A 22,555-nucleotide genomic window follows, 5' to 3' on the forward strand; every position below is an offset into this window, starting at 1 on the left:
GTTTTTTCTTTGTTTTTAGTGTTCATAATGGTATAAGTTAATGATAGAGCTCATTTTTTCTTTTACTTAGAATATTTCATATGTTATAATTACTTTATATAAAAAAGGGGATATCAACTTATGAAGATGCAGGCACTGAAAAACAAACTTCTTTATTTAGCTGAAAAGTTCGAACAAGTCAAGTTTATCCAAGCCATTAGACGTGGTTTTATTTTTATGATACCTATAATAATGGTATATTCATTTTCATCTGTTATACTATCTATTCCTATTCCTGCTTATCAAGCTTGGCTTCAAAGTGCAAATATTAGATTTTTATTTGATATAGTAACTTTATTAAATTCTGCAACTACATCATATTTTTCTATATTACTGGTTTTTTCCATATCCTGGTCTTATGCGGAAATTTTAAATATTAAAAACGGCAAAAGCTTTATTCCATTCGCAGCTTGTGCTTCTTTTTTTCTTATGCTTGGAGTATCAAGTGAAAACTTTGATATTTCATATTTAGGTGCTCCGGGGACTTTTTCGGCTATATTATCCGCTGTTGTATCTGTGAAGTTGTTTGACAAAATCAACAGGCTTAATATTTTAAAAATAAAAGACAGCGATAACTCTTTTATTTTGAATAAAATGATAATTTCCATATTTCCGATAGCGATAATACTTATTATATTTGCGGTGTTCAGTTATATCATTTTTGCTTTAAGCGGCGGAAGTCTTCAAAATATCTTAGCTGATTTATTATATGATTTTTTTCAGCTGATAGGGGTCCATAAGCTTATTCAAGGTATTGTATATATGCTTATGATACAGTCTCTTTGGTTTTTTGGAGTTCATGGAACGTATTTACTATACCAAGTAAATGATGTTTATTTGAATGATTTATTAAATTTAAATATTCAGGCTTTGTCCAATGGACTTGTACCGCATGAAATTGTCAATACTGTGTTCTTGAATTCTTTTGTTAATATTGGAGGCTGCGGTGCTACTTTAGCACTTGTAATAATATTTTTAATAATCAATAAAAAGAAAGAAAATGTTCATAAAATATCAAAATTCGGATTTATACCTTCTCTTTTCAATATAAATGAAATCATAACTTACGGTGTTCCCGTTATTTTTAATCCTATATTTTGTATTCCTTTCCTGATTGCTCCCGTAGTAAATTTAGTAATTAGCTATTTTGCAACCATTATAGGGTTTATTCCCGTAATCACACAAAATGTAAACTGGGCTTGTCCTATATTTGTAAGCGGATACCTTTCTACTCAAAGTGTTAATGGTATCATACTTCAAATTGCCCTGATAGTCATTGATATACTTATATATATTCCTTTTGTAAATTTATATAACAGTAAAAAAGAACTGGAAGAGCTGTTTACGGAAAGTGACATAGAAAATATCAAGACTTTAAAAGAGGCTGAACATGATAGAGTTAGGCTGATAAATTCACTCAGTGATATGTACTACGCTGTGTTTGAGCTTAATTTGGAAAGTGAGCAATGTGTAAAAGTTAAAATCAAAGATGAATACGACAGTGACTTTGATATTATAAATAATTTCTTTGAGTATGCGGATTGTTTTATTAAAGAAAATGTATCTGAAGATGAGCAAAAAGATTTACTTGAATTGCTGGATAAAAAGAACTTTATAAAAGCTTTAATCGAACATGAGGGAGTACTTGAAATAGAATATCAATGTAATTATAACGGTAAAAAGATATGGAGCAGGGTAGGTTATATACTATCTGAAATAAAAGATGATAAACCGTATATGGTTACGGTTACCATGAGGAATGTAAGTGATATCAAAACTAAGCAGGAGGCTCATAATCAGGCTTTGAAAGACGCCTATGAAATGGCAAGGAATGCTAATAATGCAAAGACGGATTTCTTATCCAGCATGTCTCATGACATAAGGACTCCTATGAATGCAATAATGGGAATGACGGTCATCGCTAAAAACAATAAGGATAACGCTGAAAAGCTTGATGATTGTTTGGATAAGATTGCGTCTTCTTCCAATCATTTGCTAGATTTAATAAACGATGTGCTTGATATGTCTAAAATAGAAAGCGGGAAAGTAACGTTAAATGAAGAGCCTTTGGATTTGGATGATATTATCGACGATATATTAAATATTATTTTACCGGCTGCAAGGGATAAGCATATAGCCGTTGAATTGAAAAAAGAGATGCCCCATGCTTTTGTTCTTGGGGATGTTCTTCGTATCAATCAAGTATTTTTAAATATATTAAGCAATGCGGTTAAGTTTACTCCCGAAAATGGAAAAATAGATATTTTGATTAAAGAAATAGAGCCCGAGTATAAAAATTATTACAGTTATGAATTTAGATTTACAGATAACGGTATCGGGATGAGCGATGAGTTCATAAGTAAAATATTCACACCTTTTGCAAGGTCCGAAGAATCAGTTATTAAAAATGTAGAGGGAACCGGTCTTGGTATGTCTATCGTAAAGAATATAGTTGATATGATGAACGGCGAAATTTATGTTAAGAGTAAGCTTAATATTGGAAGTGAATTCACTGTTGTTCTTCATCTAAAGCCTCAGTCTGATATGAAAAGTAAAACAGTTAAAAAGGATAGTGTAGATAATAAAAATTACGATTTTAAAGGTAAGAAAATCCTTATTGTAGAGGATAATAAACTAAATATGGATATAGCTTTTGAAATAATCGGTTACACCGGGGCGAGTATAGAAAAGGCAGAGAATGGGAAAGAGGCTTATGAAAAATATATCATGAAAAAAGAGAATTATTATGATTTGATAATAATGGATATCAGGATGCCGATAATGAACGGATATGAAGCCACGGAAAAAATCAGAAATGCAGGAAGATCTGACAGTAAAACAGTTCCTATAATCGCAATGACGGCAGATGCTTTCAGCGATGATATAAGAAAAGCAAAAGAAGCGGGAATGAATGCTCATATAACCAAACCTTTTGACATCAATAAGCTAATGTCTGCTATGAATGAAATATTAAAATAAGAGGTATCATGCCTCTTATTTTTTTAATTAATTGTAAATGATACTTATATTAAGTACCATAATCATTTAAAACTTGACAATAATCGATAAACATGGTAAAAATTAATAGTAAGTGTAAAATGATAGAGGTGCGGTGTTCATCAGTATTATATAATGGAATTGCGGTAATTTTATATAAGAAAGGGGATACTGCCGAAGGGGTTATTTTTACCGAAGAAATAAGTCCTGGTATATTATAGAATATGTAATGTACTGTCACAAAGATGTGGAGCGCTATCCTAAAGCAAATAATTGCCATAAATGCGTTTTACTTTTTTGTATGTCATTTATGGCTTTTTTAGTTGTTGGCAGCGTTTGACTAAAAATAATTTTTATATGTCTTTATTTCTTAATTAAGATAATTCATGAACGTAATGCTGCAAAGTATAAAAATTAAAGGGGTTTAATATGAAATCATCAAAGAAAAAGATCTATACCGGTCTTGCTAGTTTTATTTTTATTATAATGCTGGCTTTTCCGATTTTAGGTGCCGAAGCAAGTGAGGCAAAACCGGCTATGTACGCTACTATATGGTCATTACTTCCTCCGCTTATTGCGATCATACTTGCTTTGATCACCAAAGAAGTTTACAGTTCTCTGTTTATAGGTATTTTAATCGGAGGAGTGTTTTACGCAGGAGGACAATTTGAAGGAACTGTAACACACATACTTAATGACGGGATAGTCAAAGTATTATCGGATAGTTACAATGTGGGGATATTGATATTCCTTGTAATTCTCGGTGCAATGGTTGCACTCATGAACAAGGCGGGCGGTTCCGCCGCATTCGGTAACTGGGCAAGTAAACACATCAAAACCAGAGTAGGCGCACAGCTTGCAACAATCGCACTTGGGGTACTCATATTCGTAGACGATTATTTTAACTGTTTAACAGTCGGCAGCGTTATGCGTCCTATTACGGATAAACATAAAGTTTCCCGTGCAAAACTTGCATATCTTATAGATGCTACCGCAGCACCTGTTTGTATAATTGCTCCTATTTCTTCCTGGGCGGCAGCCGTTACGGGTTTTGTAAAAGGTGCAGACGGCTTTTCCATATTTATAAAGGCAATTCCATATAACTTTTATGCACTTCTTACTATAGTAATGATGATCAGCTTAGTACTTATGAAAGTTGATTTCGGTTCAATGAAGAAGCATGAAGATAATGCTTCAAAGGGAGATTTGCATTCTATATTAAATTCCGGATATGTCGATGAAGTTGAGGACGAAGTAAATGAAAAAGGTAGAGTAATCGACCTTGTGATACCTGTTTTGACTCTAATTGTCTGCTGTTTGATTGGGATGATTTACAGCGGAGGCTTCTTTGAAGGTACAAGCTTTGTAGAGTCTTTCTCTAACAGTGACGCTTCGGTAGGATTATCTCTTGGAAGTATGTTTGCTCTTGTAATAACCATTGCTTTATATGTATTCAGAAAAGTACTTAATTTCAGAGAATGCATGGATTGTATACCGGAAGGATTTAAAGCTATGGTTCCTGCAATCTTGATTTTAACATTTGCATGGTCATTAAAGGCTATGACAGACAGCTTGGGAGCCGGTGTATTCGTTGCAGACTTTGTTCAGCACAGTGCTAAAGGATTTATGAATTTCCTTCCTGCAATCATATTCTTGGTTGGCTGTTTCCTTGCTTTTGCGACAGGTACTTCATGGGGAACATTTGGTATATTGATACCTATAGTCGTTGATGTATTTGCAAATAATCCTACACTTATGATTATTTCCATTTCTGCTTGTATGGCAGGTGCAGTATGCGGAGACCACTGTTCTCCTATTTCAGATACTACTATCATGGCGTCAGCCGGGGCTAGGTGTAATCACGTCAACCATGTATCCACCCAGCTTCCTTATGCTATTACGGCGGCTGTAATATCTTTTGTAACTTACATAGTGGCAGGATTTACACAAAGTGCATTGATATCACTTCCTGTAGGTATAATCTTAATGATTTGTGTATTATATTTCTTTAAGAGAAAAAATGCCAATGCTTAAGTAAATTGTTTAAAGACACCTATATAGGTGTCTTTTTGATTTATTTTAACTATGTAATAAAATATAGTAAAAAAGATTATGAAACTTTAATTTAATAAATATTTTGAATATTGAAAAAAATGTGAGATTATGCTAATATAAAAGAGCTTAAGTATTTTAGGCGTATAAAATTTAAAGGGTGAAAGGATATTAAGATTATGAAAAAGAAATTAGCTTTGGTACTTGCTTTATTCATGGTAGCCGGACTTACTTTATTCGGATGCGGAAGCAAAGACGAAAATGCAAAAAATGATGAAAAAACATTTGTGGTAGGCTTCGATGCGGAATTCCCTCCATACGGTTATAAAGATGATGACGGAAACTATATAGGTTTTGACCTTGATTTGGCACAGGAAGTTTGCGATCGTAACGGCTGGACGCTAAAAAAACAACCTGTTGACTGGGATTCAAAGGATATGGAAATCGATTCGGGAACGATTGATTGTATTTGGAACGGATTTACAATGAACGGAAGAGAAGATGATTATACATGGACAAAACCATACATAGACAATAAACAAATAATAGTTGTAAATAAGAAAACAGGGATAAAAAATTTCAAAGGTCTTAAAGGTAAAACTGTAGAAACTCAAAAAGATTCTTCTGCACTTGCTGCACTACAGGGAGATCAAAAGAAACTGGCTTCTACTTTTGCTACTTTGACCGAAGTTGCGGATTATAATTCTGCATTTATGGATCTTGAATCAGGTGCATGTGATGCTATTGCAATGGATATAGGCGTTGCAAATTATCAAATAAATTCAAGAAAGAATGCTTCTGATTTTATGGTACTTGATGAAGTTATTTCTTCAGAAAAATATGCGGTCGGTTTCAAAAAAGGTAATACCGAACTTAGAGATAAAGTACAAAAGACTTTGGATGAAATGGCTAAAGACGGAACAGTAAATAAGATTGCAGATAAATATGCAGACTTCGGTGTTCCGGGTTCACTTTGTATCGGTAAATAGTTTTTATATTTGTGTTATTTAAATAACATAAAAAGAATATAAATGATTAAATTTATATTTAACAGGTATCTATTAAAAGTTAAATATAACGATAATAAAAAGAGAATATAAAAATTTACATAAATCGAATATTTAGATTTAAAGTATATTGCGAGTTTATCTTTAAAGGGAAGAATTATAAATTTACTTTTGTCACTGATTTAATAGAGAGTTAGTTATGGATTTGGTATGATGAGTGTTGTTTTTTATAAGTACTATTAAATTGTTTGGGTGAAATTTGTTATGGGATAGGGTTTTAATATTTTTTGTTTATAGTGATTTGGATTTGATAATGGACTTATCAATATAAAAAATATTATAATTTAAATAGTGTAATTATGAAAAATATGATTTTTAAAGCATTTATAATAGACGTATGTAGAAGAGTAATAAATAAGCTTGAAAAAGTATTTAGGAGTATAACTGTATGAATTTAGGAGCAATGTTTACCGATTTAAGCAGCGGTATGGTAACATCTATAGAAATATTTGTGCTTACCTTGCTTTTTTCCCTTCCTCTTGGGCTGATAGTTGCCTTTGGAAGGATGTCAAAAATAGCACCTATAAGGTGGCTGTTTAAAATTTATATATCTATAATGAGAGGAACCCCCCTTATGTTACAGCTTATGGTTGTATTTTGGGGACCGTATTATATATTCGGTATGCAGATTTCCAGCAGTTATAGAATGGTTGCGGTACTTATAGGATTTGCCGTGAACTATGCTGCTTATTTTGCGGAAATATACAGAGGAGGTATAGAATCTATGCCCGACGGACAGTACGAAGCCGCAAAATTACTCGGATATAATAAGTTTCAGACCTTCTTTATTATCATATTCCCACAGGTAATAAAGAGGATCCTTCCCGCTACGACAAACGAAGTCATAACTTTGGTAAAGGATACTTCATTATCTTTCGTCATAGCGATACCCGAAATGTTTACCATGGCGAAACAAATCGCTGCTGCACAGTCTTCGGTTGCTGCTTTTATTGCTGCGGGACTGTTCTATTACATATTTAACTTCATCGTTGCCTTTATCATGGAAGGTATAGAAAAGAAGTTAAGCTATTATAAATAAGGAGGAATATCATGAGTTTACTTGAAATGAAAAATATTAAAAAGAGTTTTGATGATGTAGAAGTATTAAAAGATATTTCTCTAAAAGTAGAAAAGGGTGAGGTCCTTTGTATAATTGGTCCTTCGGGGTCTGGTAAATCCACTCTTTTAAGGTGTGCGACAAATCTTGAAACGAAGGACAGCGGAGAGATAAATTATCAGGGAAGTTACGGACTTGTATTCCAAAATTTCAATTTATTCCCTCATCATACTGTTATGAAGAATATAGTAAATGCTCCTTTAAAAGTTCAGAAGAGAGATAAAGACGAAGTCTATAAAGAAGCAAAGTCGCTTCTTAAAAAAATGGGTCTTGAAGATAAAGAGAATGCTTATCCCTGCGAATTGTCAGGCGGACAGCAGCAGAGGGTATCTATTGCAAGGGCGCTTGCCATGAACCCCGACATTTTGTTTTTTGATGAACCGACATCGGCTTTGGATCCCGAGCTTACGGGAGAGATACTCAAAGTCATAAAGGACTTGGCGGCAGAGGACATGACCATGGTCATAGTTACTCATGAGATGAATTTTGCAAAGAATGTTGCAGACTATATAATATTTATGGAAAATGGATATATAGTTGAACAGGGAAGCCCTGACGAAGTCTTTGCTTCTAAAAATTTAAGGATGAAAGAATTCCTCGGTAAATTTGAAAATTAATAATTATTAAGGTGTGATTTGATATCGCACCTTTTTTTATTTTATTTGTTTTATGATATAATTCGCTAAAGGAGATTATGCTATGAAAATGTATGAAGTATTAGATGAAATAATGTTTGCACCATGCGGGATGAACTGCATTGTCTGTTACAGACACTGTTTCAGTAAAAGACCATGCGATGGCTGTTTAAAAGGGGACAGGTATAAACCGAACCACTGTAGAATTTGTAAAATCAAAGATTGTGTAAAAGAAAAAGAATATTCTTACTGTTATGAATGCGGTGATTTTCCATGTAAACTTATAAAAAATTTAGAGAGAAGCTATAAAAAATATAAGGTAAGTTTGATAGAAAACAGCCTAAATGTCAGAGAAAAAGGAATTGAAGTATTTATCCTTGAACAGAGAGAAAAATATAAGTGCAGTGAGTGCGGTGGGATAATATCCGTTCATGACAGGATTTGCAGTGAATGTAAAAAAGATTATGACGTAATACTTTGATATTCAAACCCTCCACTATATCACCTAAGTTTGAATAGATGATAAAATGTTCTAAAAGGAGGTTATTAATGAAGATTTATAAAACATCTGAGATTGCAAAAATAGTTGGGATACATCCGAATACCGTAAGGCTTTATGAAGAAATAGGCTTTATTCCTAAAGTAAACAGGCTCGAAAACGGATATAGAGTATTTACGGATTTGCATATCAGACAGTTTAAAATTGCCAGAAGAGCTTTAAATATAGAGGTTTTACAAAATGGTCTTAGGAAGAAAGCAATAGAAATCATAAAAACTTCTGCCAAAATGAATTATGATAAATCATTGATTTTAGTAAAAGAATATCTGAATCAAATAGATATGGAAATTAAAAATGCGGAAGAAGCCATTGGAATAACCAAGAAGCTTTTAAAAGAAGGCTATGAAGAAGGCGGAAAAGTCCTAAAAAGAAAAGAAGTATCCGCTCTTCTCGATATTTCCATAGATACCTTGAGAAACTGGGAAATGAACGGACTAATAAAGGTAAAGAGGAAAGAAAACGGATATAGGATATATAATGATGAAGATATAAAAAGACTTAAAATAATTCGAACCTTGAGATGTGCAAATTATTCTTTGTCTTCGATTTTAAGAATGCTTAATGAACTGTCTGCTGATCCTGATATAGATATAAAAGAAGTAATAGGGATGAGAGAGAACGATGAAGATATAATCACAGCTTGTGATAAGCTCCTTAAGTCTTTGAGTGAGGCAAAGAAAAATGCGTTGATTATCAAAAAGGAAATTATCAAACTTAAAACTGAATATAAAAAACCCTCCACTTTAACACCATAGTTTTATATGGTGTTATTATTTTGTAAAAATATAGGAGGAAATATATATTGGAAAAAACTATTGAAGTTAAAAATTTAAGTAAAAGTTATAACGGAGTCAGTGTAGTAAAAAGTCTTAGTTTTGATGTAAAAAAAGGAGAAGTGTTCGGACTGCTGGGTGCTAACGGAGCGGGGAAGAGTACTACGATAGAATGTATATTGGGTACTCGTCCCATGGACAGCGGCAGTGCGTTTATTCTGGGTATGGAAGCAAAAAGCGAGAGGAAGAAAATATTTGAAGCTGTCGGAGTTCAATTTCAGGAGACAAATTATCCGGATAAGATAAAAGTATGGGAACTTTGTGAAGAGACAGAAAGTCTTTACAAAAATACAAAGGATTATAATATCCTTTTAAAAGAGTTCGGATTATATGATAAGAGGAAAAATTATATTGCCGAACTTTCCGGAGGTCAAAAACAGAAGCTGTTTATAGTTTTGGCGCTGATACCGGATCCTAAAGCGGTTTTTTTAGACGAACTTACCACTGGACTGGATACAAAGGCGAGGAGAGATGTTTGGAAATGTCTTCTTGATTTAAAGAAAAAAGGACTTACGATTTTCCTTACATCCCATTTTATGGATGAAGTCGAAGAACTTTGTGATAATATTTTGATACTAAAAAACGGAAAGGAAGTTTATAGCGGAAGTGTAGATGATGCCGTTAAAAACAGTCCTTATGAAGATTTTGAAGATGCGTATTTATGGTATTCAGGGGAGGAGAATTAACATGAAAACATTTGGTAAAATGCTTAAAACGGAGTTTAAATTATCATTAAGGGGAATGGATATGTTTATTTTTTCAATATGCATGCCTCTTGTTATACTGGTTGTTTTGGGTTTGGTGTTGGGAGATAAACCGGCTTATGAGGGAGCTGATTATACATTTTTATCACAGTCCTTCGGTTCAATCTCTACTATCGGGATATGTGCCGGAGGATTAATGGGACTTCCGTTGGTAATTTCAGATTACAGGAATAAGAAGATACTCAAGAGATTTAAAGTAACCCCCGTAAGTCAAGTCACTATTTTACTGGTGCAGGTAAGTATTTATGTAATATATTCTTTTGTATCCTTGATACTGATTTATATTTGTTCATCACTGTTCTTTGATTTTGAAATCAAGGGTACAATATTTACTTTTCTTGGCGGATTTACCCTTGTGATGTTTACGATGTTCAGTATAGGGATAATGGTAGGAGGTATTGCTCCAAATACTCAGACGGCTTCGGTAATTGCAAGCATTTTATATTTTCCTATGCTTATATTTTCCGGAGCAACCCTTCCTTATGAAATAATGCCTAAAGTCATGCAGGATATTGTCAATTTTTTGCCTCTGACACAGGGGATAAAGATATTGAAAGCGGCTGTGCTCGGTTTGGAATTTCAAAATGTATTACTGCCTTTTTTTATTATGGTAGGTATAATGACAGTATGTAGTATGATTTCAATAAGGTATTTTAGGTGGGAATAATATTCATCTTGACATTACATAAATAAATGGATAATATTTAAGTTGCAAAGATAAAAACACTGTTCGGTTGGTAGTCCGGACGTAACTATAGTTATAAGTAACCTACCTCCTTGGTTGTCCCTTCTTTGTTAATACAAATTAAGGAGGGATTTCTTTGGATGAAGTCAAATCAAAGCTTACTGTTTTCTTTGAAGATCCGTTTTACGTGGGGGTCATCGAAAGAAAATACAAGAAGAGACTGGAAGTTGTTAAAGTAACTTTTGGCAAAGAACCGACCGACGGGGAAATATTGGAATATTTAAATAATAATTATTCCAAGCTTAAATTTATTAAGGCTGACGATACTTATATTAAAAAAGACATTAGCGAACTAAGTCCTAAAAGATTAAAGCGTATGGTCGGTAAGGAAATGAAGAAGAAGAGTATTTCTACAAAATCTCAGGATTTACTTAAAAAGCAGTATGAAGAAAGAAAGCTTGAAGTCAAGAGTAAAAACAGAGAAGAGAAAAAACAAAAAGAAGAAAGCCTTTTTGAACTCAGACAGATGAAAAAGAAAAAAAAGCACAAGGGAAGATGACCCTTGTGTTTTTTTGTTATAAAGTTTTACTTTTTCCTGCTTATAATGTAAAATATATTAATAAATTTGAATTAAATGAGGTAAATATGAAGAAAAAAGATATTATTGAACTTAATATAACGGAAAAGATTTCTATGGAAAAATCCATGGGATTTTATGAGGATAAAAAAGTTATTGTAAAGGGAGGTCTTCCGGGGCAGACTGCGGAAGTGTTCGTCAAGAAAGTAAGAAAGAACAGAGCCGAAGGGAATATAAACAGCATAATAAAAAATGCGGACTATGAAATAGAGCCTATGTGCGATAAATTCAATGTCTGCGGAGGATGTTCTTTTCAAAATATAACTTACGAAAAACAGCTTGAGTTTAAAGAAGATTATATAAAAGGCTTATTCGATAAGGCGGGAATTGAATACAAAGAGTTTCTTCCTATCCTTTCTTCTCCGAAAGATACGGAGTATCGTAATAAGATGGAGTTTTCTTTCGGGGATATGGAAAAGGACGGTCCACTTTGCCTTGGTATGCATGAAAAGGGAAAACATCATAATATAGTCTCAACCGATAACTGTCATATAGTTGATAAAGATTACAGAAGTATACTAAATATGACGCTAAAATATTTTACCGATAAGAAAATAAAGCATTACAATAAATTTTCAAAAGAGGGTACACTTCGCCATTTGGTTATCAGGAAAGCTATGTATACCGGGCAGATACTTGTGAATCTAGTTACCACATCACAGGAAAAAATAAATATAAACGAGTATAAAGATTTGCTTCTTGATTTAAATTTAGACGGAGAAATAGTAGGTATACTTCATACTATAAACGACTCTTTTTCCGATGCCGTAATAGCGGATGAAGTAAAAATTATCTATGGAAGAGATTATATAATGGAAAAATGTTTGGGACTTGATTTTAAAATTTCCGCATTTTCATTCTTCCAGACCAATACTTTAGGAAGTGAAGTGCTATATTCAGTAGTCAAAGATTTTATAGGCGAAGAAGATAATGATGTGATTTTAGATTTATACTGCGGAACCGGAACGATCACTCAGATTTTAAGCGACAAAGCAAGAGAAGTCTACGGGATAGAAATAGTCGAAGAGGCTATCGACGCGGCAAAGATTAATGCAAAGCTTAATGGGATAGATAACTGTAAATTTATTTGCGGAGATGTCCTTGAAGAAGTAGATAAAATAGATGTAAAATCCGATCTTATAATCTTGGACCCTCCCCGCGCTGGAATACATCCAAAGGCAATAGACAAAATCATTTCTTTCAAGCCCGATAAGTTCGTATACGTAAGCTGTAAAGCCACATCTCTAATCAGGGATTTACCTTTCTTTATCGAAGCGGGATATGAAGTGGAAAAAATAAGAGCCGTGGATATGTTCCCTCAGACGGGGCACGTGGAGACGGTAGTATTGTTGACTAAGGTACAGAAGTAAGGGTATAAAAATAGCTTAAAATAAGGTTTTTTTCAATTTTCAGCATTGCAATTCCAAGACAAAATAAGTTTCGTAAATGCCCGAAAAATCAAGGTGATTTTATGGTTGGATAGACAGAAGTGTTGATTTAAGGTTGAGCAGATTAAAATATTGAAGTTATGAGATTTGAAATGTATTCAGGATAAATATCTAATAATTCATTTAAGCATATAAAATATTGAGCCGTGCAGCGATGTATGTGGAGGATGTCGTGTTAATGGCGAAGTAATACCAATAATGTAATATACGGGGAAATTTTGAATAAATTGGGTTCGAGAGTAGGGGTTTAAACCCCGGCTCTCGGATTTTTTGTTTTATGCCATAACATATCCATGGTCGGTAAACCTCATGGTTAAGTTGACGGGATTGAAATAATATAGGTTGTGTAGGTAGAGTTGGTGATAACTGATAAAATTAAATATAGTTTCAAACCTAAAATTGGCGTTAATACAATTCGAAAAATGGCGTCAAATACTTGACGCCACAAAAGGGATATGATATAATACAATAGAACAATCTTTGTGTATTTGCGGAGGAGATTCTATGAATGATTTAAGCAATTTTAAGCTATGGCTTACTGAGAATAAAAACTATTCAAACAAAGTGATTAGCAACACTGTTTCAAGATTTAGAAGGGCAGATGGTATGTTGACTTGGTTTAATGACACTATGTATCAATACCAGCTGGAACAAGTTGATGAATATCAAGCTTTGTCAACAACAGTTCGCTCGCAGATAAAAAAAGCAGTAAAGCTATATTTCGAGTTTGCTAATGCACAAGAAATACAAGTTCGTAGCGAAAGGAAAAACAATATGAAGGTATTATCCTTGTTTTCCAATATTGGGGTTGCTGAAGCCTATTTGAAAGAAACAGGGTTTGATGTTGTTGTGGCTAACGAATTAATTGAGAGAAGAGCAATTCTCTATTCAAAGATTTACCCAGATACGCATATGATATGTGGAGATATTACAAATAAGAAAATATTTGAAAAAATTGTAAAAGAATCTATTGATGCAGGCGTCAATATTATAATGGCTACACCACCTTGCCAAGGTATGAGTACCGTTGGTCAACAATTGGCGGATGATGTAAGAAATAGATTAGTGTGTCAGGTTATTGAGGCTGTCAAGGAAGTTAGACCTAAGTATGTAATGATCGAAAATGTTCCAGCCTTCTTTAATACTGAAATATGGGCTGGAGATAGAAAAATCTTAATTCCTGACCTTTTAAATGAAGAACTTGGTAAAGACTATATTATACACAAGGCAGTAATCGACACTAAAGACTATTCAGTACCACAAACTAGAGAGCGAGCTATCGTTTTGATGACAAGAAAAGACCAAGAATTAGAATGGCTAGTTCCCTTGAAAGATGATGTTGTGATTACTATGAGAGATGCAATTGGTAATTTACCAAAATTGGATCCGTTTATTACCGATGTTGACGAAAAAGAGTTGCTTGAGATTGTTCCTCACTATTATGAACGAGCAAAACAGGCTGAAAAAATCTCAAAATGGCACATTCCACCGCATCACATTAAACGTCAAGTCATTGTGATGCAACATACACCGACCGGGCAAACTGCTTTTGATAATGAGGTTTATTATCCAATAAAAGCTGATGGAAAGCCTGTCAAAGGATTTAGGAATACTTATAAGCGTCAAAATTGGGATACTCCCGCTTATACAGTTACAATGGATAATCGGAAAATTTCATCACAAAATAATGTGCATCCTGGAGTTAAGGAATATGTTGATGAAAATGGTGATGATATTTATTCGGATGCAAGGGCTTTGACTTTGTATGAGCTTATGAAAATTATGAGCATTCCAGACAACTGGCCTGTACCGGATGATACATCAGAGGCTTTTTTAAGAAGAATAATCGGCGAGGGAATTCCGCCATTATTTGTTAAAAAAGTTTTTGAAAACTTGAAATAGGAGCATTAAAAATGTCGAATTTGAGAGGCTTGTCTTTGTTTGCAAATGTAGGAATAGCAGAGGCATATATGAAAGATATTGGTGTAGACATCATACTCGCTAATGAAATCGATAAAGATAGAGCGCATTTTTATCAAGATGTTTACAAAGGTACACATATGGTTTGTGGAGACATAACAGATGATGAGGTCAGAGAAGGTATTGTGAATGAAGCGATACAAAAAAATGTTGATTTTGTAATAGCGACACCACCGTGTCAAGGTATGAGTGAGGCAGGTCTTCGTTTGGAATTGGATCCGAGAAATCAATTGATATCTTACGCTATTGATGTGATTAAAAGAATTAAACCTAAATTTGTGTTTATGGAAAATGTACCAAAACAATTAACCACAAAGATAAAATGTGAAAATGAAATTGTTTTAATTCCAGAGTACATAAAAAGAGAACTTGGAGAAAACTATAAATTTAATAAAGAAACTTTGGTAATGGCAAAGGATTATGGTGTGCCACAACTAAGAGAACGTAATATATTTCTATTGGTTAGAAAAGATATTCAGGGAGTAACTTGGGAATTTCCTGAAAAGCAAAGGGAAATAACACTTAGAGAAGCTATAGGAGGTTTGCCATCCTTAGATCCGTATCTGAGAGATGGAATTAAGAAAACTTTGGAGAAATTCCCTGATTTTGAAAAGAAAAAGGCGGCAGGGCTAGCAGTTTCAAAATGGCATTATCCTCCTACCCATTCATGGAAACAGGTTGAATGGATGATGCATACTCCAAGTGGTAAATCAGCAATATATAACGAAGTTTATTATCCACAAAAAGCTGATGGAACACCCGTTAAGGCACATCATAATCATTACAGACGATTGAAGTGGGATATGCCGTGCAGAACAATTACACAAAATAATGGAGTGATTTCGTCATTAGCCTGCGTTCATCCAGGAAATGCTTATCAATCTGATACAGGAGAGACTTTATATTCAGATCCGAGAGTGCTGTCCATTTATGAATTATTGATAGTGATGTCCTTGCCCCTCGATTGGCCTATTCCTGAATGGGCAAGTGATACGCTTATTAGGAAAGTATTTGGAGAAGGTATTCCTTCGAAATTAGTAAGAGAAATAATGCTGGCTTTATTAGCGCAGCTAAAGTAAAGGAGTAGAGTTACTATGGGAAAAATAGTTATGCCAAAGAACAGTGCGCTATTAAATGAGATAGAATCTGTTCTAAAGATATATTACGAAGCAAATGATTGGATTCCAAATGATTCATATAAAACAAGATTGAAAGCTTTGATAGGAGATGATCAGTACTCTTCGTCATATACAAAAAAAGCACAAATCACATCATATTTTGGATTTACTGTATGGCAGGATATTCGTAATCCTCAGTCATTTAGAAGAATTACACCTTCGGGAAAGCAAATGTATGAAGCTTTGCAAAAAAACGATACAGAAAAGGTGCAAGAAGTACTGTTGGAAGCTTTGGAACAGGTGAAGTTTGGTAGAGATAATTATGGATGTCCAGATAGCAATACAGATATCGAACCGCCTACTTTATTCATAAGAGCAATTCTTGATTTAGGGTATTTGACCTATAGAGAATTTGCTTGGCTGTTATGGAAACTGGAAGACCTTGGAGCAAATTATACAGATTCTCTTCAGGAACTTCGCAAATTGCGTAGCCAGGGCCCAATTCAGCTAGGTGATGAAGCGAATAAATATGCAGATTGTAAACCAATTATGATACTTGTTAGATGGGGCTTTTTAGCTGAAGACGAGTCTGCAAATGCAAGTAATGGTAAACATATTGTAATTGCAGATGAGGTGCTAAAGAAGTATCAGTCAAGACTCAGAAATCTAAAGATTTATAATATTGATAAAGATATTATCGATGCTTCATCGTTTGATTTTGAAAATGATAATAATGAAGATGACAATGAAAAGAAATTTCGTGCATGGATGGCTAAGCAGGTAACCGTAAACGGAACTCCTTGTACTGCCAGTATGATAAGCAATAACTGTAGTGCATTGAAGAAAGTTTGCTCTTTGATGGAAATTGCTGAGTATCCAGATTTAGAAAGTATTTTTGAAATCGTGGACATGGATGTTTTTGTTGAAGTAAAGAATATCATTCAAAGCCATCCTGATTACGAAGAAGTGAATAAAGCTTGTAACAACAGATTTTTAAGCACTGGCTTAAAGTGGTACGAGAAATTCCTTAACGAAATGCTGCAGGATATTTCTAGTGTAGAATCCGGGGAGCAGAATGAAAAGGAAGAAATTGATTTAGAAGCAATAAGATTGTCTTCTGGAGAAAATGTTCTTCTTTACGGTGTTCCGGGTTCTGGTAAGAGCTGGACTATTGAGCATGAGTATTGCAAGCCAGGAAGTGTTGTAGAAAGACTTGTATTTCATCCTGACTACACGTATTCAGACTTTATTGGTCAGATTCTCCCTGCAGTAGCGGAAGACGGACAGGTAAGCTATAAGTTTACACCTGGTCCTTTTACAAACATTCTTCGTGAGTCATATAATAATCCAGGTACTGAATATATCCTTATTATCGAGGAAATCAACCGTGGTAATGCTCCGGCTATTTTCGGTGAGGTATTCCAGCTGCTTGACCGTAAGGTTGAGATCCGTGATATAGATGATGATGGTTTCCCTGTTGGAACAAGTGAGTACGGCATCACAAATATGAATATTGCTGAAGAAATGTATGGTAAGGAAAGAAAGACAGATAAGGTTCGTATTCCTTCAAATCTTTCTATCATTGGAACAATGAATACATCAGATCAGAATGTTTTCACATTAGATACAGCATTCCAGCGGAGATGGGATATGCGTCTTATCGAAAATGATTTTGAAAATGTTGACCCGACACTTGCAAATGCAGAAATTCTTGATACTACAGTAACATGGAGAAATTTCTGCGTTGAGATTAATAGAATTGTTGTTGGAAACAGTGCAAGAATGACTTCTGCAGAAGATAAGAGACTTGGTGCATACTTCGTTCATCTTCGTGACCTTAAGTTTAATGATGCGATGGGTGATTTAAAAGAATACGATGCACTTCGTAAAAAGGAAAGCAAAGGTACTCTTACACCAGAAGAAAAGACACAGATTGCCGTTATCCGTGATGCTATGAGACAGAACAGAAAGTTCCCTGAAAAGGTAATCAAGTATCTCTGGGATGACGCATTCAAGTTTAACCGTGAAGTAATCTTTGAGGTTACCGAATATCAGAGCCTTGAGCAGGTAATCCGTGCATTTATGTATGCCAAGGGATTAGATCGATTTAAGGTTTTCAAGGATAATGTGCAGAGTGCGTTTACTGGAGCAGAAGAAGAGTAAGGTGGTGAGGATAGATGGATTTAGGCTCAGCTTTAAATTCAATAATGGAATTTGATATCAAAAAGCACTGCCATGTTAATACAAATGAAGATGGTGACCGTTTTGTTGGTATCAAGGCTGATTCCGATAATGCTATGGTCTATTTCCCTATCGGATATGAACTGCCGGAAACCGATGCTGAAATCAGAACAGACATTAAGCATTTGATACAAGTGCTGTCTGAATTTACAACAAAGGATGACCGATTGCTTGCTATCAATAAGTTTGCAGCACCACAGACAGTTGATTTTCCTATCAATGCGTATAAGAGTGTCATTGAATACTATTTTTCGATTGGTGGCACATATTATGTTGAGAAGGAGCAAGTGTATATCACAGCACCCACTGGAAAACAGGACTGGGCGAGAACCGCAAGAAAACAGATGCCTCTAGTTCAAAGCAGAAATGGTGTAAGTTCTTTTGTGTTTACACAGTTTGAGATTCGTTCTTCAACACCTAATGATACAAAGGAAATAACTCAGATTAACAGATTTTGTGTGTATGAGGCTTTCAAAAGACTGGGATGGCTATATGTTCCATATATGCCGGAAGAACCGGGACCACACCCAGATGTGAAAACTTCAATCAGAATTGTTCAGAGTAAGCTTGCTAACACAAACGATGATAAGAAGAAGTCACTATTTCGTGGTATGAAAGATATGCTTGAGTACATAGATGAGCAGACATCTGATAAGCAGTTCTACTTTGGCACTGATGATTTCGACCATGTGTGGGAGAAACTTGTTGATAGAGCATTCGGAGAAAAGGATAAGGACAAATATTTCCCTCGTTCAAGATGGCTACTTGATTACGGCAAGTACAAGGAAAAGAGACCTTTGATGCCGGATACCATTATGATTTACAATGGCAAGTATTACATTCTTGATGCCAAGTGTTATAAGTATGGTTGGACAGGCATTCCAGATCATCTGCCTAATGGTTCATCAATCAATAAGCAGATTACATATGGTGAGTACCTGGAAAAATATAAAGGTGTAGATACGAACTCATTATTCAATGCTTTCATTATGCCATACAATATGGCAAAGAACCATTTCAAACTGACATCTGTTGTCGGCAACATTGGTGAGGCAGTTGGTGACTGGAGATACAATAAGAAGTACTATGAACGAATCCAGGGAATCGTTATGGATACGAGATATCTTATGTATCATTATTCCGGTAAACCGACAAAGGAAAAAGTAGCCCTGGCCGAATGTATCGAAGCAGTTCTTGGAAGAGATGAAATTAAATCTACAGGACAGGCACCTGTTCCGAAACCAGTATCTTATGTGGGCATAAAGCCTGTTAATTCAATGGTTGCAGAAGACAGTGACTCATATGGTGTAGAATAAATATAAAAATAGCACAATATTATAAAACCTCTGTTTGCAGATGATTGCAGACAGAGGTTCTTTTCTTATAAGCCTTCTTTTTCTCTTTTCCTTTTTCGGTAACGGTCTTGTGTGACTCTGTTGCAGCATTCCTGGCTGCAGAAACGATTTCTTGTTGAAGTAGTCTTTACAAGGAAGTAACGGCCACATCTAGGATTATCGCAAGGACGATATAATTCAAGGTCTGGTTTCAAATAGAAGATGGAGAAGTAAGCTGCACAAAGAAGTGAATCTACTTTCCATGATGGTGTCATTGTTTCTGAATTATAAACAGGATGGATGCCATCAAGATTAGCGTTGATTTCTTCTCCAATTATGTACTTTGCAATTTCAATCAGTACCGACTTCATTTCATCAGAGAATTCCTGGGAACTGTCTCCGTGCATTTCATAAAGGAAATGGAACAGGAAGTCAGAGATTTTCTTGGTCATATCCTGCTTTTCATAATTAACAAACATCGAAGTAATATTTTGATAGAATCCGTTCTGATATCCCGGAACAGAAGAGTAGCCACCAATAATATTATTGTAATCCTGGATGTTCAGAGCATAAGAACCGTATACACAATCAATTATGTTATAAGTGTCTCCATCGAATGCTTGTTGCTGTCTGCTGTAAGACAACTGAACAGGTGGACTCATAAGTGTATCTACATATTTATGATGACAGCTGGAGTAGCTGTTTTTCATTGAGTCGGTTTTTATAGCAAGATCCTCAGAGAACAGTAAAGAAATCGTCAAGTCGCAAATCTTCTTATAATTCTTTCTTATTTCATTGGCAGCAGTCATTAACTCAACTGTCATTTTCAGTCTGTTGATTATTCCGTATAAAGATATCTCATCAAATACTTCATAGGTGTCTGCGCAAACCGGAAATAGAAAACCATTGTCTTTCAAAAATGATACGAGTTCCTTGGTGGGTTTATTTGCAAGAGACATCAGAGTACCGAGAATGTTTCTTTCTTCGATTGTTCCATTGGGTGCAATACGAACCAAGCCATCTTTAGCTGCGTAGCCAAAAAGAATAGGGTGTTCCGGCATAGCCTGCAATTTGAATTTGCTGATAGGTTCTTCTCCGGGAGCAACGTGTTCTATATCTTCAACGCAATCACAGCTGCAACTTTCGAACTTAAATAAAATATTTTCAAAAAAATTTTCTTTAATCTGGGGCATTTTTGGCTCCTTTCTATGGTTGAAAAGTCATGGCATATGTCATGGTTTTATTTTTTTGCCTAAAAATAGTAATGGCAAATTATATCTATTGTACTAATTATACTCGTTTGCTACCTAAAATACAACACTTCTAACATTACTAATCTGTAAAAGTTATGTGAAAACTTGCTATCTTCAATTACTTTTTGCAGTTAATTATACTTATTACAGAGTTAAGCAATAACTCCGATGTGACCCCAGTTAACGAAATCAAGAATCGTTATATAAGGTGAGAACATCACTCAGTAATTAATATCACAAGGCCTGATTAGCTATAAGGGCATTGGGATACAGATATCGGCACCATCTACAGGACAACCTGTGAAAGGTGCGATAGAAGTACCCTTATTTCCTTATGCCCTTTTCAGGCTTTTTTCGGGTCGGTACTTCTACAAGCACCGGCCTTTATTTGTTCCCATTGCCTAACTGCTGAGAATCAGGCAGAAAGGCAGGAACTTTATGAAAATCAAGATGCGTTATGAGGATGCATACCAAACCTTGGAGGTTGAAACAAAGGAGATTGAAAAGTGGTTAAACATCTCCATCACAGAAGAAGAGAGTCAGGAAGATTACGAACAGAGAATCCAGGATGTAATCGAGGAAAGGTTCAACAGACCCGATTACAACAGCTGGCACAAGCATGACCGTCATACTGGCAACGCTTATATGAAAAGCAAGGACGGAACAGTTGAGGTCAATACAGAAGAAGCAATTATGTACAGAGCAGCTGATAAGTCAGCCTTTAACAGTTCTATTGACGGAGTACATAACCAGCTTGAATACGAAGAATGCTGTGAAACTTTGAGAAGTCTTCTTAAACCTGCAGTGGCAGATATGGTTATTGCCATTGCACTAGACGGATACACCGTTGGCGAGTATGCAGCCTCAATCGATGAGGATGCCAACAATGTCAGTCATCGTTATAGACGTGCAATCAACAAATTAAAAAAAAGTTTTTTCAAAAACGTCCTTTTAACCCTTCTCCCAAGGCTACCAGGTAGGAGGGTGACACCTCCAAGGAAATTCTATTTTGAAGGAGGTAATTCGTATGGAATTACAAGTATTTAACAGCACAGAGTTTGGCTCTGTAAGAACAGCAACTGTAAACGGTGAGATTATGTTTGTCGGCAAGGATGTAGCAGACATTCTCGGGTACCAGAACGGTAGTCGAGATATCAACCGCCATGTAGATGAAGAGGACAGACATAAGGTCATGCTTTTTGATGGTAACCAGGATAAGGAAACCATCATTATCAATGAGTCAGGTCTTTACAGTCTTATCCTTTCAAGCAAGATGCCTAATGCGAAGAAGTTCAAACATTGGGTAACGGCAGAGGTTCTTCCGGCTATCCGTAAGCATGGAATGTATGCTATCGATGAGATTTTGGAAAATCCTGATCTTGCGATTGCAGCACTTACACAGCTTAAAGAAGAGCGTGAGAGAAGAAAACAGCTTGAATGTCAGACGCTTATTCAGCGTCAGCAGATTGCAGAGATGCAGCCAAAGGCAAGCTACTATGACCTTATTTTACAGAACAAGAACACAGTTCCTATTACACAGATTGCAAAGGACTACGGTATGAGCGGTCGCAAGTTCAATGAACTTCTTCATGAACTTGGGGTTCAGTACAAGTTCAGAAAGACATGGCTTTTATATCAGCAGTATGCAGAATGCGGATACACACAATCACGTACCTATGCAATTGATGAGAGCAGAAGTGTGATGCATACCTATTGGACACAGAAGGGTAGACTTTTCCTTTATGACCTTCTGAAGAGCGAGGGCATCTTACCAGTCATTGAACAGGAGGATTAAA

General features: G+C 35.2%; 18 protein-coding genes and 1 riboswitch. Of the genes, 17 read left to right on the forward strand and 1 reads right to left on the reverse strand.

The window, feature by feature from the left end; all coding sequences use genetic code 11:
• Positions 1-120: 120 nt before the first annotated feature.
• The 15 genes from NSA01_RS02065 to NSA01_RS02135 all read left to right on the forward strand — a co-directional run bounded on the left by NSA01_RS02065 (position 121) and on the right by NSA01_RS02135 (position 19,488).
• Positions 121-3,018 (forward strand): PTS transporter subunit EIIC, encoded by a 2,898-nt coding sequence (locus NSA01_RS02065; protein WP_257479862.1) that lies wholly within the window; start codon positions 121-123, stop codon positions 3,016-3,018.
• A 115-nt stretch (positions 3,019-3,133) separates the two neighbouring features.
• A riboswitch (Lysine riboswitch) is annotated at positions 3,134-3,302 on the forward strand.
• 163 nt (positions 3,303-3,465) lie between these two features.
• The gene (locus NSA01_RS02070) at positions 3,466-5,070 is read left to right on the forward strand and encodes a Na+/H+ antiporter NhaC family protein (protein WP_257479863.1); all 1,605 of its coding nucleotides are present in this window, start codon (positions 3,466-3,468) and stop codon (positions 5,068-5,070) included.
• Between the two features lie 197 nt (positions 5,071-5,267).
• Positions 5,268-6,077 (forward strand): amino acid ABC transporter substrate-binding protein, encoded by an 810-nt coding sequence (locus NSA01_RS02075; protein ID WP_257479864.1) that lies wholly within the window; start codon positions 5,268-5,270, stop codon positions 6,075-6,077.
• A gap of 466 nt (positions 6,078-6,543) precedes the next feature.
• Positions 6,544-7,194, forward strand: coding sequence for an amino acid ABC transporter permease (locus tag NSA01_RS02080; RefSeq protein ID WP_257479865.1), 651 nt, complete (start codon positions 6,544-6,546; stop codon positions 7,192-7,194).
• Positions 7,195-7,205: 11 nt separating this feature from the next.
• Positions 7,206-7,889, forward strand: a complete 684-nt coding sequence (locus NSA01_RS02085; RefSeq protein ID WP_257479866.1) for an amino acid ABC transporter ATP-binding protein — start codon at positions 7,206-7,208, stop codon at positions 7,887-7,889.
• A gap of 82 nt (positions 7,890-7,971) precedes the next feature.
• Positions 7,972-8,388, forward strand: a complete 417-nt coding sequence (locus NSA01_RS02090) for a DUF3795 domain-containing protein (protein WP_257479867.1) — start codon at positions 7,972-7,974, stop codon at positions 8,386-8,388.
• Positions 8,389-8,456: 68 nt separating this feature from the next.
• On the forward strand, positions 8,457-9,221 hold the full coding sequence (locus NSA01_RS02095) for a MerR family transcriptional regulator (RefSeq protein ID WP_257479868.1): 765 nt from the start codon (positions 8,457-8,459) through the stop codon (positions 9,219-9,221).
• Positions 9,222-9,268: 47 nt separating this feature from the next.
• Positions 9,269-9,985 carry an ABC transporter ATP-binding protein gene (locus NSA01_RS02100; protein WP_257479869.1) on the forward strand — a complete coding sequence of 239 codons (717 nt, stop codon included), beginning with the start codon at positions 9,269-9,271 and terminating at the stop codon, positions 9,983-9,985.
• A 1-nt stretch (position 9,986) separates the two neighbouring features.
• The gene (locus NSA01_RS02105) at positions 9,987-10,730 is read left to right on the forward strand and encodes an ABC transporter permease (RefSeq protein WP_257479870.1); all 744 of its coding nucleotides are present in this window, start codon (positions 9,987-9,989) and stop codon (positions 10,728-10,730) included.
• Positions 10,731-10,884: 154 nt separating this feature from the next.
• Positions 10,885-11,307 carry a YjdF family protein gene (locus NSA01_RS02110; protein WP_257479871.1) on the forward strand — a complete coding sequence of 141 codons (423 nt, stop codon included), beginning with the start codon at positions 10,885-10,887 and terminating at the stop codon, positions 11,305-11,307.
• A gap of 86 nt (positions 11,308-11,393) precedes the next feature.
• Complete coding sequence (gene rlmD / locus NSA01_RS02115; protein ID WP_257479872.1) at positions 11,394-12,755, forward strand: 23S rRNA (uracil(1939)-C(5))-methyltransferase RlmD; 1,362 nt, start codon at positions 11,394-11,396, stop codon at positions 12,753-12,755.
• Positions 12,756-13,337: 582 nt separating this feature from the next.
• Positions 13,338-14,735, forward strand: a complete 1,398-nt coding sequence (locus NSA01_RS02120) for a DNA cytosine methyltransferase (RefSeq protein WP_257479873.1) — start codon at positions 13,338-13,340, stop codon at positions 14,733-14,735.
• Positions 14,736-14,746: 11 nt separating this feature from the next.
• Positions 14,747-15,892, forward strand: coding sequence for a DNA cytosine methyltransferase (locus NSA01_RS02125; protein WP_257479874.1), 1,146 nt, complete (start codon positions 14,747-14,749; stop codon positions 15,890-15,892).
• Positions 15,893-15,907: 15 nt separating this feature from the next.
• A complete protein-coding gene (locus NSA01_RS02130) occupies positions 15,908-18,094 on the forward strand; it encodes an McrB family protein (RefSeq protein ID WP_257479875.1) in 2,187 nt (728 codons plus the stop codon).
• Positions 18,095-18,108: 14 nt separating this feature from the next.
• On the forward strand, positions 18,109-19,488 hold the full coding sequence (locus NSA01_RS02135) for an LlaJI family restriction endonuclease (protein WP_257479876.1): 1,380 nt from the start codon (positions 18,109-18,111) through the stop codon (positions 19,486-19,488).
• A 65-nt stretch (positions 19,489-19,553) separates the two neighbouring features.
• On the opposite strand, the gene NSA01_RS02140 is transcribed toward NSA01_RS02135, so the two are convergent.
• Positions 19,554-20,699: a CGNR zinc finger domain-containing protein gene (locus tag NSA01_RS02140; RefSeq protein ID WP_257479877.1), complete on the reverse strand. Its 1,146-nt coding sequence runs from the start codon at positions 20,697-20,699 to the stop codon at positions 19,554-19,556.
• A 498-nt stretch (positions 20,700-21,197) separates the two neighbouring features.
• On the opposite strand from NSA01_RS02140, the gene NSA01_RS02145 reads away from it, so the two are divergent.
• Positions 21,198-21,806, forward strand: a complete 609-nt coding sequence (locus NSA01_RS02145) for a hypothetical protein (RefSeq protein ID WP_257479878.1) — start codon at positions 21,198-21,200, stop codon at positions 21,804-21,806.
• A complete protein-coding gene (locus NSA01_RS02150) occupies positions 21,787-22,554 on the forward strand; it encodes a phage antirepressor (RefSeq protein ID WP_257479879.1) in 768 nt (255 codons plus the stop codon). The genes NSA01_RS02145 and NSA01_RS02150 overlap by 20 nt, the downstream gene beginning before the upstream one ends.
• Position 22,555: the final 1 nt, after the last annotated feature.

The organism is Anaerofustis stercorihominis, assembly GCF_024623185.1.
GTDB lineage: Bacteria > Bacillota > Clostridia > Eubacteriales > Anaerofustaceae > Anaerofustis.

Coding starts and splice junctions, on each gene's coding strand:
- NSA01_RS02065 (WP_257479862.1), top strand. CDS start 121: ATGAAGATGCAGGCACTGAAAAACAAACTTCTTTATTTAGCTGAAAAG.
- NSA01_RS02070 (WP_257479863.1), top strand. CDS start 3,466: ATGAAATCATCAAAGAAAAAGATCTATACCGGTCTTGCTAGTTTTATT.
- NSA01_RS02075 (WP_257479864.1), top strand. CDS start 5,268: ATGAAAAAGAAATTAGCTTTGGTACTTGCTTTATTCATGGTAGCCGGA.
- NSA01_RS02080 (WP_257479865.1), top strand. CDS start 6,544: ATGAATTTAGGAGCAATGTTTACCGATTTAAGCAGCGGTATGGTAACA.
- NSA01_RS02085 (WP_257479866.1), top strand. CDS start 7,206: ATGAGTTTACTTGAAATGAAAAATATTAAAAAGAGTTTTGATGATGTA.
- NSA01_RS02090 (WP_257479867.1), top strand. CDS start 7,972: ATGAAAATGTATGAAGTATTAGATGAAATAATGTTTGCACCATGCGGG.
- NSA01_RS02095 (WP_257479868.1), top strand. CDS start 8,457: ATGAAGATTTATAAAACATCTGAGATTGCAAAAATAGTTGGGATACAT.
- NSA01_RS02105 (WP_257479870.1), top strand. CDS start 9,987: ATGAAAACATTTGGTAAAATGCTTAAAACGGAGTTTAAATTATCATTA.
- rlmD (WP_257479872.1), top strand. CDS start 11,394: ATGAAGAAAAAAGATATTATTGAACTTAATATAACGGAAAAGATTTCT.
- NSA01_RS02120 (WP_257479873.1), top strand. CDS start 13,338: ATGAATGATTTAAGCAATTTTAAGCTATGGCTTACTGAGAATAAAAAC.
- NSA01_RS02125 (WP_257479874.1), top strand. CDS start 14,747: ATGTCGAATTTGAGAGGCTTGTCTTTGTTTGCAAATGTAGGAATAGCA.
- NSA01_RS02130 (WP_257479875.1), top strand. CDS start 15,908: ATGGGAAAAATAGTTATGCCAAAGAACAGTGCGCTATTAAATGAGATA.
- NSA01_RS02135 (WP_257479876.1), top strand. CDS start 18,109: ATGGATTTAGGCTCAGCTTTAAATTCAATAATGGAATTTGATATCAAA.
- NSA01_RS02140 (WP_257479877.1), bottom strand. CDS start 20,699: ATGCCCCAGATTAAAGAAAATTTTTTTGAAAATATTTTATTTAAGTTC.
- NSA01_RS02145 (WP_257479878.1), top strand. CDS start 21,198: ATGAAAATCAAGATGCGTTATGAGGATGCATACCAAACCTTGGAGGTT.
- NSA01_RS02150 (WP_257479879.1), top strand. CDS start 21,787: ATGGAATTACAAGTATTTAACAGCACAGAGTTTGGCTCTGTAAGAACA.